This is a genomic window from Pseudoalteromonas sp. meg-B1 (assembly GCF_003173795.1).
In the GTDB taxonomy this organism is placed as follows: domain Bacteria; phylum Pseudomonadota; class Gammaproteobacteria; order Enterobacterales; family Alteromonadaceae; genus Pseudoalteromonas; species Pseudoalteromonas undina.
In genome coordinates this window covers 1512431-1525072 of record NZ_QGQU01000001.1, presented here as the reverse complement: position 1 = coordinate 1525072, position 12642 = coordinate 1512431, and the positions used below count along the sequence as shown (strand labels likewise).

The following is a 12642-nucleotide window of genomic DNA, read 5'->3' as shown; positions in this document are numbered from 1 at the left end:
AGTATAAACCTATAACAACACTGAAATAAAAATGACACACACAATGAAAAAAAGATTTTACACGCCGTTGCTTATATGCAGCGCATTGCTGGTGCACGGTTGCAGTGATGACAAAGAGACAAAAACAGATTTGTTAGTTAAGCAAACAGACCCAGTTAAGCCAGTGGTATATCAAGTATTTACTCGTTTATTTGGTAACACCCAAACCGCTAATGTGCCATGGGGAACCAAAGAGCAAAATGGAGTTGGTAAGTTTGCTGATTTTAACGACGAGGCATTAAAAGGCATTAAAGAGCTAGGTACCACGCATGTGTGGTACACCGGCGTTTTGCATCATGCCTTGGTGGGTGATTACACTGAGTACGGTATAAAACAAGACGATCCTGATGTGGTAAAAGGGCGTGCAGGTTCGCCTTACGCAATAAAAGATTATTACGATGTAAACCCTGATTTGGCAATTAATGTTACTAATAGACTCGAAGAGTTCAGCGCGCTAATTGAGCGTACTCATGAGCATGACATGAAAGTAATTATTGATATTGTTCCTAATCATGTGGCTCGAGATTATCACTCAATCGCAAAGCCTAACGGCGTGAAAGACTTTGGTGAGGACGATGATACTAGCAAGGCGTATGCTAAAAATAATAATTTTTACTATGTACCGGGTGAATCATTTAAAGTACCAACAAGCGACAGCTACCAAGTATTAGGTGGCAACAAACACCCTTTAGCCGATGGTCAATTTAGTGAAATCCCAGCAAAATGGACTGGCAATGGTGCACGTGCTCCAAAGCCTGATATAAACGACTGGTACGAAACGGTAAAAGTTAACTACGGTGTTAAACCCGATGGCAGCCTAGACTTTCCAACTTTACCTAAATCGCTTGAAAACCAAGATTACCGTGCACATTATGAATTTTGGCAAGATAAAGAACTGCCAAATAGTTGGTATAAATTTAGAAATATTGCCCTTTATTGGTTAGATAAAGGGGTTGATGGCTTTCGCTATGATATGGCTGAAATGGTACCCGTTGAATTTTGGAGCTTTTTAAATTCATCAATAAAAACACATAAACCCGATGCGTTTTTACTCGCCGAAGTATATAACCCATTGATGTACCGCACCTATATTCACCAAGGTAAAATGGACTACTTGTATGACAAGGTCGGTTTTTACGACACCCTAAAAGGGATTATGCAAGGTAAGCAACCCGCTAACACGTTATTTAAAGCACAAGCTGAAGTGGCAGATATTGAACAGCACATGCTGCACTTTTTAGAAAACCATGACGAACAACGTATCGCAAGTCCTGACTTTGCTGGCAACGCTGCATGGGGTAAACCGGCTATGGTGGTTTCTAACTTAATTAGTCGCTCGCCAACCTTGCTTTATTTTGGTCAAGACGTAGGTGAAGATGGATCAGAAAACGCAGGCTTTGGTTCGCCTACACGCACTAGTATTTTTGATTACATTGGCGTACCAGCGCACCAAGCATGGATGAATAATGGCAAGTTTGATGGCGCAAATTTAACTCCTGAGCAAGCACAGTTACGTCAATACTATATCGCAATTATGGAACTTAATGGCTTACCTGCTGTTGTTGCCGGTGATATGGCACCCTTGATGGTAACAGGCAGTGATAGAGTGGTGGGTTTTGTACGCACCTTAGGGCAGCAATCATTATGGGTGCTGAGCAACTTTAGCCAGCAATCACAAACAGTCACTATTACGCTCACGCCGAATCAAGCAACTATGCTCAAACCAAACTCAACGCTATACGACCTACTAGAGTCGCATAGCAGTATTTTGGTGAGCGATGAGAAACAAAATACAACCTTTACGCTGACCCTTGATGCACTCAGCAGTGCCGTTTTAACAAATAAGGCTGATCATGAATTATAACAACAAACCAACCTTAAGCTTTTGGCAAATATGGAATATGTGCTTTGGCTTTTTAGGCATTCAATTTGGCTTTGCACTGCAAAACGGTAACGTAAGCCGTATATTTCAAACACTTGGCGCTAATGTCGACGATATTCCTATTTTATGGGTTGCAGCGCCGCTCACGGGCTTAATTGTGCAACCAATTATTGGTTATTGGAGTGATAAAACTTGGGGCAAATTAGGCCGCCGTCGTCCTTTCTTTTTATACGGCGCTATATTAACCACGTTATCGCTTTTTATTATGCCAAATTCTCCCACGCTTTGGATTGCTGCAGGTATGCTGTGGATTATGGATGCCTCAATTAACGTTACCATGGAACCGTTTCGTGCATTAGTAGGCGACAACTTGCCAAACAAGCAGCGCGCCACAGGCTATGCCATGCAAAGCTTTTTTATTGGTGTGGGAGCGGTGGTTGCATCAGCACTCCCTTGGATGATGACCAACTGGTTTGATATTGCTAATACTGCACCGATTGGTCAAATTCCTGATTCTGTAAAGTATTCGTTTTACTTTGGTGGGGTTATTTTATTTATTGCAGTTGGCTGGACTATTGTCACCACAAAAGAGTACTCACCCGAGCAGCTCTCACAATTTAATCAACAAGAATCACAAACAACACAAACCAATATTACTAATAGCGTTAATTTTACCAAAGGCGGCGTTATTTTTAGCGGCTTAGGTTTGCTTGTTTTAGCCACGGTATTAGGGCTGGATCTGGAAAAAGAACTTTACTTGCTGGCTGCTGGGTTAGTTAGTTTTGGTGTTATTCAATTTATTGCAGCGGCATTAAAAGCTAAACAGCACACTAGCGGCGGTTTTTATAATGTAGTGAATGATGTATTCACTATGCCTGAGGCGATGAAGCAATTGGCATGGGTACAATTTTTTAGTTGGTTTGCGTTATTTGCTATGTGGATTTACAGCACCTCAGCGGTTACTAGCTTTCATTACGGTAGTACCGACACCAGCTCGTTAGCGTACAACAACGGTGCAGATTGGGTGGGTATATTATTCGCCGCTTATAACGGCTTTGCCGCGATTGCTGCTTTATGTATCCCGATCATCGTTAAACGGGTGGGATTAAAAGTAGCACATGCACTTAACCTTATTTTAGGTGCGCTAGGCCTAGCGAGTTTTATGTTTATAAAAGATCCAAGTTTACTTATTTGGCCAATGATAGGCGTAGGCTTTGCGTGGGCGTCTATCTTATCTCTGCCTTATGCAATGTTAAGCACCTCGGTACCGAGCCATAAAATGGGCGTTTACATGGGTATTTTCAACTTTTTCATTGTGATCCCCCAATTATTAGCCGCTAGCGTATTGGGGTTAATATTACGCCACTTTTTTGAAAACCAACCTATTTACGCATTAATACTGGGCGCTGTGTCGTTTGTACTTGCAGCGGTTGCGGTATTGCGTGTTAAGCACACTCAATAAAGTAACGAGTAAACTGAAATTAATTAAGGCTTTAAAATGAAAAAATTAAATACAATTACCACCAGTTTATTAATGCTTGGTTTAACAGCTTGTGGCGCGCAGCAAGAGCCATCAAACAGCGCTGCAATACAGGTATCGGCACCAGGTGCCCCTGGGGCAGAGCCATTTTGGGCCTATGCAGGCAAAACCGGTATTGGCACATCATTTGAGCAATATCAAAATGGCCTTTACAGTGATGAGGCCCCTACAGGAACGGTGTCAAAAGTATGGTTCTCAATTGCCAAAGGTATGATCACCGAAACGATGTTTGGGCTTATTCATCAAGCGCAAATTAAAGACATGCAATTTGTTGTAGTAGGAAAAGATTTTACAGTTACCGAAGCTGATGACTTAGACGTTACCATTGACTACTTATACAAAGACGATAAAGGCCGACCGTTATCATTAGCTTACAAAGTAGTAAGCAAAGATAAACAAGGCCGCTTTAGCCTCGAAAAACACATATTTACCGATCCTGATGGGCAAAGCTTATTTGTACGCAGTATTTTTAATACCGAGCTTGAAGGCGTTAAGGCATACGTAAGCGTTAACCCGTATGTTGATAATAACGGCCTTGATGATTTTGCTAAAACTACAGTTCAAGGATTGCTTGCATGGCAAGACAACAGCTACCTTTCATTGCAAGGTGCGCAGCCATTTAAACAAACAAGTGTTGGTTTTACAGGTGTGAGCGATGGTTTAAATCAGCTGAAAACAACTCAGCAGCTTACTCAGGTTTATAAAAATACCGGTGAACAATCGGGTAATGTTAGCCTACTTGCAGAGCTGGGTGAAATTGGTGAAAACAGCCAGTTCGATTTAACCCTAAGCTTTGGTAATAGCGAACAAATCAGCTTTAAACAAGGGCAAGCTACGTTAGCCAAAGGTTACCAAGCGGTGCTTGATAATTACAACGGTAAAGGCGAAGCGCTTGGTTGGCAAGACTACCTGCAAAGCCTTGCACCGCTAAATAATATGAGCGAACAAACAGCAGATAACGGCAAGTTACTTTACACCAGTGCCATGGTACTTAAAGCGCAAGAAGATAAAACTCATGCAGGCGCACTTATTGCCTCACTATCTAACCCATGGGGCGAAACCGTATCGGCTAAAACAGGCTCTACTGGTTACAAAGCGGTATGGGTGCGCGACTTTTATCAAGTTGCCATGGCGTTTATGGCCATGGGCGATAATGCGACCGCTAAAACCGCCTTCGAATACCTTGAAAAAGTTCAAGTAAACAGCAAAACCCCAGGTAATAAAGGCGATACAGGGTGGTTTTTACAAAAAACACATGTTGATGGTGAACTAGAATGGGTGGGCGTACAACTTGACCAAACTGCAATGCCACTCATGCTTGCTTGGAAACTCCATCAGGCAGGTGTATTAAGTGATGCAGAGCTCAGCGATTGGTATAGTCGTATGTTAAAACCTGCGGCAGACTTTTTAGTTGAGGGTGGTCGTGCAAACATTCTATGGAACGACACACAAATAACGCCGCCAGCCACTCAGCAAGAACGCTGGGAAGAGCAAGAAGGGTATTCGCCATCAACCACCGCAGCTGTTGTTGCCGGTTTAATTACTGCAGCCGATATCGCTAAACTAGCAGGTGATGATGCCAATGCAACACGTTACCTAAATACAGCTAAGCGTTATAACAATGATATTGAAAAATTAATGTTTACAACGGCTGGTAATTTAGAGTCGAGCGCTTCTGATGGTGAATATTTTATTCGCATTGGCCAAGACAAAGACGCCAATTCAAATACTAAAATTAACGCTAATAATGGCCGTGAAGGGTTTAATAAAAAGCAAATACTTGATGGTGGCTTTTTAGAGTTGGTTCGCTATGGCGTACGTGATGCGCTAGCGCCTAGCATAGTAAAAACACTCCCAGAATATGATGACGAAACCCTAACCGATAACCTACAAGTTAAATACAGCTTTGAGTTTACTGACGGCAGCGGCACATTTGCAGGCTACCGCCGCTATGGTAACGACGGATACGGTGAAGACGAAGTAACTGGCGCTAACTATGCGCAAGGTGGAAAAAATAGCCCAGGACAACGTGGGCGAGTTTGGCCATTTTTTACCGGTGAACGAGGTCATTACGAAATTGCCGCCGCAAATGCCAATAATAGTTTAGATGCAACAAAACAGCAGGCTATTAAAAATAGTTATGTAAAAGGCCTAGAGCAATTTGCTAACCAAGGCATGATGCTACCTGAACAAGTATGGGATGGTGTAGGCATTAATAAAGCGGGTTACACGTTAGGCGAGGGTACTAACTCGGCCACACCATTGGCGTGGACACATGCGGAATACGTTAAGCTAGTGCGCTCACTAAGCGACAAGCAGGTATGGGATCATTACCCAGTGGTAACTAAAGCACTAAAATAACCGCAAACTAACTAACATAGCCGTAGTAAAATACGGCTATGTTAGCTATTACAATAATAACGAGGCTGAAATGAAAATATTTACCTTGAGCGCATTAGCATTAGCAATCATGCTAACAGGCTGCCAAAGCGCACCATCATTAAATAACTACACGAATAACACCGAAACATCGCCACTAAATACTGAACAACAAGCAAGCCCTTGGTGGGAAAGCGCCATTTTTTACCAAATTTGGCCCCGCAGTTTTTACGACAGCGATGCTGATGGTCATGGCGATTTTAATGGTATGACCCAAAAGCTCCCGTATCTACAAGAGCTTGGCGTTAACGCATTGTGGTTAACCCCGATGTTTGAAGCACCTTCTTATCATGGCTATGATTTTACTGAATTTTACCAAGTAGAAAACGACTACGGCAGCATGGCAGAGTTTGAAGCCTTTATAAAAGCAGCTGACGACAAAGGCATGAAAGTCATACTTGATTTAGTTATAAACCATATATCAAGTAACCATGAATGGTTTCAGCGTTCAGCAAATAATGAAGCCCCTTATGCAGATTACTTTATTTGGCGCGACGATATGCCAAAAGCCGGAAGTGGTTGGGGACATGCTTGGAGTAATAACGACCAACCCGACGCAGTATGGCATTGGAATGAAACACGTCAGCAGTATTACTATGGTGCGTTTGGAGCAAGCCAACCTGACTTGAACTTACGCCACCCTGATGTTGTTGCCGAAATGGAAAAAATGGCTAAGTTTTGGCTTGATAAAGGCGTTGCAGGGTTTAGATTAGACGCAGTACGTTTTGCAATGGAAGGTGGCGCAGATGCGCAAGCCGATACCGACGAAACTATTGCATATTGGCAGCACTTTAACCAATACGTAAAAAGCGTTGATCCAGAGGCGTACTTAGTAGGTGAAGCATGGGCTGACATTCCCGTTGCGGCAAAATACTTTGGCGAAGGTAAAGGCCTCGATCAAGGCTTTGATTTTGAAGTAGGCTATAAAATATTGGGCTTATTAAAACCCGATGCCAGTGGTGAAGCGCAATTTGGCACCATGCAATCTAACCAAAAAATCAACGCAGTTGATGCCAATGTGCTCAAACAAAATTTACAACAGCGTATTGATTCAACTGCACCACTTGATTTTTTTGCACCGTTTTTAACTAATCACGACCAAGAACGAGTGGCTTATCAACTTGCTGAACACGACGATAAAGCAAAACTTGCCGCCGCCATGTTATTTAGCTCTCCTGGCACGCCGTATATTTATTACGGTGAAGAAATTGGCCTAACACAAGGTGGCACAGGTCATGATGTGTATAAACGCGCACCAATGCAGTGGAATAACAGCAACCAAGCTGGTTTTACTCAAGCTCAAACAAGTTGGGTTGAGCAGGCTGAACTGTTTGGTGATAACTACACCCAGTGGTGGCCTGAATATTTAGCACAGCAAATTAATGCTGCTGATCGCAATGTAAAAGCGCAACAAGCACAATCTAATTCACTGTGGCGTTTATATCAGCATTTAATAGCACTAAAAAAACAGCGCCCAGAGCTGGGTATTAAAGGCAGTTATGAATTAACACAGCATAACAACGGGCTTGTTGAAATAACCCGCGAGTTAAACGGCAGTAAAAGTATGTTTGTGCTTAACTTAACTGCTAACCCGCAAAGCATCAATAGTATTAAACGCGATGGGTTAACGCCTAACTGGCAACACGACCTCAATAGCGAGCAACTCGCTGGCTATGGTTTGTTGTTACTGAATAACACACTGTAAATAAAACACACAAAAGGGGCCAACATACGTTAGCCCCTTTTTGTAGAAATGTTTTTATTGCATTGCCCCCAAGTTATAGCTCATTTTTAAAGTTTATTAGATTAGATAAAAGTCTTTTAAATTCATACTTTATAATATTTTACTTAGTGGGCTAATTACCCCGTTCGCGCCTTGTTGTAAAACATGCGTATATATTTGCGTGGTGCGAACATCGCTATGGCCGAGTTGTTCTTGCACAGTGCGTATATCTGCACCAGATTCAAGTAAGTGGGTAGCTAACGAGTGCCGTAGTGTATGGCAGGTAACATTTTTTTGAATTTTTGCCAGCTTTGCTGCCTGTTTAATTGCTTTACGAACTGTTGTTTCATCAATATGGTGGCGACGCAGCTTTTTACTTTCTGGGTCCATGCTTAACTGGGCAGAAGGAAACAAATATTGCCAGCTCATTTCATAAGGAGCCGCTGGGTATTTTCTAGCTAATGCATTCGCAAGCCAGACACCGGCATAGTCTGTTGCTTGTTTGTCTCGATGCCAGTAGTCATTTACCAAGTGACTTTGGCTGCGCAACAACGGCAGTAGTTCAAGTGCTAATGTTACTCTGCGGTTTTTATTGCCTTTGCCCTGCCAAATCATTAATGAGACATAGTCATAATCGACATCTTTTACCCGTAGCCTTACAGCTTCCATTAAACGTAAACCACTACCGTAAAGTATCTGAGCGATAAGTTTATACTTTGGATCCATTGCCAATAATAAACGCTGTATTTCTTCACGGGTCAGTACTACAGATAATTTAGGTGACACGAGTGATTTATTAAAATTCATTTCAAGTGATAACGGTCGACTAATAATATGACGGTATAAAAATACCAAAGCATTTAAAGCCGTTGCCTGAGTTTTCATTGCAACATTACGCTGATTACTTAAATAAGATAAGAATTGCTCAACCTCCGACTCTGCCAATTGCGCCGGATGTTTTTTACCATGGTATAAAATGTAAAATTTTATCCAATATTGATAAGTGTCTATAGTACGCTTGGCATAACGACGCGTTATCATAAAGTCACGGATTGATTCTAAAAATATAGAAGCCATAATCAGCTCTAGCTGGTGCTGTATATATAAACAGTAGTTGTATTTAGTTTTTTTTCAACAACTCGCGGGATTATTTCTTGTATTTTACTACAACAAAAAAACAACAAATATAAATCCCTTGATTTACATTTAGATACAGAGTTAAACTTAAAGTATAAAAAAATCAAAGGATTTTATGTCTACAACTTGCGGGTTTAGATCCTTTGAATAAGCTGTTAGAACTACTAGGGAAAGTATCGTGGACACCTTGAAGAAAGTTTTATTTTTTGATGTATTTCCCTTCTTATGTAGGTTGATAGGATGTGGTCTATTAGTTATTGCTTTATATGGAATTGGCTTTCCACCTAAAAGTGATATTGGTACAACATCAGGTTCGTTATTGGTTCTGTCTCTATTTTTTATTTTGTTACCGTTAGCCAAAAAAATTAGCCTAGGTAAAATACTTACATTTGAACGAGAAATAGAAAAGGTAAAGACTGAAGTTACAGACTTTAAAGGTGAGACAAGAGAGTTTCTAAATGTTTACAGTAATATGATTACTGCAATCTCAAATACTGTAAATCAAACTGTGAATGTTCACCTTCCAGGCAAGGAACAAGTCCAAGAAGCTAAAGATGAATTGAAATCAACAATTCAACAGGAAGATAACGGCTCTAGTATCGAAGATGAATTGCAGGAATACATTAATCTTTCAGGTAATGATATAAACTTTGCACTTGCTCGCTTACGAATGGATCTCGAAAAATCAATGCGTGCTATTTTGGGTAAAAGAACTCAAACATCAGACCCTACAGAAATGAAGTCAAAATTCATGTCAGCTAGGCAATTATTTAAAGAACTTACGATTCAGTATCCTAATTATAAAGGAATGCATAGTTCTTATGATTACATTCTTAAAATATGTAATGCTGCAATTCATGGTCAACAAATATCTAACGGGCATGGTCAGGAGGCTCTATATATGGGACTTCAAATGTTAAAAGAGTTAGAGCGTGTGCAAAAGTAGTTCTAACAAGTTGCTTAAAAGGAAAAATAACAGTTGGCCATCGCTTCGCGATTATAGCCAACCATTATTTTCCTCTTAGCAAAGCGTTAAGCCTCATCGAATGAATGGAGTCGATATGAAAACAATCATACTATTATTTTCAATTCTTATTAGTTTTGGTGCGCTAGCTACAGAGCTAGAGGTGAAACCGACAAAAGCTGGGTTGTATGATGTTGGTGGATTTAAGCTTTATCTTGAGTGTTACGAAAGTGACAAGCCACAACTAATACTGGAACAGGGTTTCGGTCGTTATGGCTCTGATGGGGTTTGGTTAGAAAATATAAAGCGACTGAAAAACGATTTCAGCATTTGTTTGTATGACCGTGCTGGCTTGGGTAAGAGCGAAAAGGGTGACGTTCCTTTTACGGTCAATGATATGGCAAACAGGCTCAGAAGTTTGCTTCAAAATGCCAAGATCAAGGGGCCATACTATTTTTCAGGTGGCTCATATGCATCTTATATCATCACTGCGTATAACAACCTCTATCCACAAGAAGTTATGGGAGCAGTACTGATTGATCCGCCCCCGTTGGGCTACTTTTACACTATGGGGACAAGGTGGCCAGAAAACTATCAAACAGACAATCAGGACTTAGAACGCTTTTATCAGTTTGAGCAAAGTGTTCATAATCCCATGTTTGAGAGAGTTCCTGAAAATGTAGATCATATGAAAAGCTACGCATTACTGGCTAACGCAGATAATTTTGGTACCAAGCCTATTATCGTTGTGCGCTCCAAGTTAACGGGGGAGCGATACGATCCGCCTTTTGTTCCTGATGACATAGCCAAATCAATGGATGAGCTGTACTCCGATGCGGAAAATTACTTTAAAGGTTTATCTACGAATAGCCGTGTGATCTATTCTGAATCAGAAAAGCACCATCTTCATATTGCGGATCGTGATTTGGTCGTTAAAAGTATTAAAGAGCTTGTTGGTAAATGAGGCTTAACAAGCGCAAGCACGTGGATCAATTTTCCGCTGCGCTCCAAATTGCCCGGTGTTGCGGGCGTTATATGTCACCACGAATTCGAATCATTTAATGGTTATTTTTTGTATTTATTAATAAAGCAGGGCGCTTGTATCGTTCTTTTTTGTGGTGGTTTATCGCTCAATACGTTTTGCGGTAATCGCTAGTTTTGGAGTATTCGCTTAATTAATTTGGCGAGTGGCTCAAAATTCAAGTTTTGGTGTGTCGTGGTGATCAGCTTTTTAGCTCTACTCATTCCACGCTAGTAATTTTGGTGTTTTTGGTAAGCTCAGTGCTTGCCAGGTAGTTTGCATATAACAAGCAAATTAACAGGACAAATAACAGTTGGTTTTTGCTCCTGCGTCGCTATTTTAACCAACTATTATTTGCCCATTATTTGGGCGTTATATGCAATGGAGTGTTAAGTGTTTATCGTATCCTTGACGTACAAAACTGAATTATCAGAAGTTGATCAATATATTCAAGCTCATGTTTCATATCTTGAAAAATATTATGCCTCAGGTAAATTCATTGCCTCTGGTCGTAAAGTGCCAAGAACTGGTGGGGTTATCTTAATTAATGCGGGTAGCTTAGAAGAAGTGGATTCAATTATAAAAGAAGATCCATTTCATATTGCCAATGTAGCGAATTATGAAGTAACAGAGTTTATCCCAACTATGGCAGCCAAAGAATTTGATGCCATTAAAAATTGCATATAACAAGTCAATCAAGCAGGAAAATTTACAGCTGGCTGTTTTCACTGCGTTCAACAATTTTAGCCAACTGAAAATTTCCTCTTATTGAGGCGTTAGCATTATCGAGAATTGAGATGAAATATTCGAGTTTAGTTTTCCTATTAGGTTTTGTTAGTTTCAACTCCTTCGCATGTTCATTCGCTGGTTTGGATCTTTTTCAACCTAGCTTAGAAAGGTGGGAGCAACATGCAGGGCCAGCTCAAAGCGATCCAAATTCAGACGGAGAGTATTGGGAAAGTGTTCCAAAACCAATTGTTACTGTTTCTAAAATATCTCGAGCAAGTTACAAAGCAGGTAGCTCATGTAATGATGCTGGCTTAATTGAACTTGAGGTTGAGTTACCTTCGACATCAACATATAAAATAAGTGAATTTGGTCTTTATTTCAGAGTGTTAAGCGGCAAAGAACCTGATCTTATTTTTCCCGACATACCTGTCACAGGTAGAATTGTGGGCAATAAAATGGTTCTGCTTTTTCCTTGGATGGATATGGTGCCTTCAAAACAATATCCTCTTGATTTAACTTTGGATGCAACTTTCATTACAAATGGCTTAAATATTGGTAAATCTGTAACTTTCAAAATTCAGCAAAAATAATGCTAACAAGGCATTCAAACGGACAAAAAACAGTTGGCTGTTTTCACTTCGTTCAATATTATAGCCAACAATTTTTTGCCGCTTAATGTGGCGTTATGCATTTCCGTAAGCTGGAGAAATCAGTGAACCCAATCTACGACACTAGTAATACTTTCGCGAAGATTATTGCTGGAGAGGCCCCCTGTGTAAAGGTCTATGAGGATGATTTAACGCTCGCATTCATGGATATAATGCCGCAGAAGGATGGTCACGTATTAGTAGTACCCAAGGAACAAGCGGTCACAATTTACGATCTGTCTGCAGAAGCTGCTCAAGCATGCATGCTAACCGTTCAGAAAATAGGTAAAGCTCTCGAGCGCGCTATGGGGGTGACTGGGTCAACCATATTCCAGCACAATGGCTCTTCTGCCGGTCAAACTGTAGGGCATTTTCATTTTCATGTTTTTCCAGGACCTTTGTTGGTGATAAAAGACCATGGCGTGCAGTTTGAAGAGGTTGGGAAGCTTAAAGAGATAGCTGCGTTAATCATTGCACAATTAGAAAGTCCACATGCATAACAAGTGCAGGTACGGCGACTC

At 40.8% G+C, this 12642-nt stretch carries 10 protein-coding genes; 9 read left to right on the top strand and 1 reads right to left on the bottom strand.

What is annotated here, in order from left to right; genetic code table 11:
* Window positions 1-43 precede the first annotated feature (43 nt).
* The 4 genes from DK924_RS07255 (at window position 44) to DK924_RS07240 (ending at window position 7605) form a co-directional block, all read left to right on the top strand.
* The gene (locus DK924_RS07255; protein WP_109874733.1) at window positions 44-1903 is read left to right on the top strand and encodes an alpha-amylase family protein; all 1860 of its coding nucleotides are present in this window, start codon (window positions 44-46) and stop codon (window positions 1901-1903) included.
* Window positions 1893-3383, top strand: a complete 1491-nt coding sequence (locus tag DK924_RS07250; protein ID WP_109874732.1) for an MFS transporter — start codon at window positions 1893-1895, stop codon at window positions 3381-3383. Before DK924_RS07255 ends, DK924_RS07250 begins: the two co-directional genes overlap by 11 nt.
* A 36-nt stretch (window positions 3384-3419) precedes the next feature.
* Window positions 3420-5822 (top strand): glycoside hydrolase family 15 protein, encoded by a 2403-nt coding sequence (locus DK924_RS07245; protein ID WP_109874731.1) that lies wholly within the window; start codon window positions 3420-3422, stop codon window positions 5820-5822.
* 70 nt (window positions 5823-5892) lie between these two features.
* The gene (locus tag DK924_RS07240) at window positions 5893-7605 is read left to right on the top strand and encodes an alpha-amylase family glycosyl hydrolase (RefSeq protein ID WP_109874730.1); all 1713 of its coding nucleotides are present in this window, start codon (window positions 5893-5895) and stop codon (window positions 7603-7605) included.
* Between the two features lie 129 nt (window positions 7606-7734).
* Here the strand turns inward: DK924_RS07240 and DK924_RS07235 are convergent, their stop codons facing one another.
* The gene (locus tag DK924_RS07235) at window positions 7735-8700 is read right to left on the bottom strand and encodes an integron integrase (protein ID WP_109874729.1); all 966 of its coding nucleotides are present in this window, start codon (window positions 8698-8700) and stop codon (window positions 7735-7737) included.
* A gap of 238 nt (window positions 8701-8938) precedes the next feature.
* Between DK924_RS07235 and DK924_RS07230 the strand changes: the two genes are divergently transcribed.
* The 5 genes from DK924_RS07230 (at window position 8939) to DK924_RS07210 (ending at window position 12621) form a co-directional block, all read left to right on the top strand.
* The gene (locus DK924_RS07230) at window positions 8939-9706 is read left to right on the top strand and encodes a hypothetical protein (RefSeq protein ID WP_109874728.1); all 768 of its coding nucleotides are present in this window, start codon (window positions 8939-8941) and stop codon (window positions 9704-9706) included.
* 115 nt (window positions 9707-9821) lie between these two features.
* Window positions 9822-10688 (top strand): alpha/beta fold hydrolase, encoded by an 867-nt coding sequence (locus tag DK924_RS07225; RefSeq protein WP_109874727.1) that lies wholly within the window; start codon window positions 9822-9824, stop codon window positions 10686-10688.
* Window positions 10689-11138: 450 nt separating this feature from the next.
* Window positions 11139-11432, top strand: coding sequence for a YciI family protein (locus DK924_RS07220; protein WP_109874726.1), 294 nt, complete (start codon window positions 11139-11141; stop codon window positions 11430-11432).
* 110 nt (window positions 11433-11542) lie between these two features.
* Window positions 11543-12064, top strand: a complete 522-nt coding sequence (locus DK924_RS07215) for a hypothetical protein (protein ID WP_109874725.1) — start codon at window positions 11543-11545, stop codon at window positions 12062-12064.
* A 122-nt stretch (window positions 12065-12186) separates the two neighbouring features.
* Window positions 12187-12621 (top strand): HIT family protein, encoded by a 435-nt coding sequence (locus tag DK924_RS07210; RefSeq protein ID WP_219986083.1) that lies wholly within the window; start codon window positions 12187-12189, stop codon window positions 12619-12621.
* The last annotated feature ends 21 nt before the right edge of the window (window positions 12622-12642 follow it).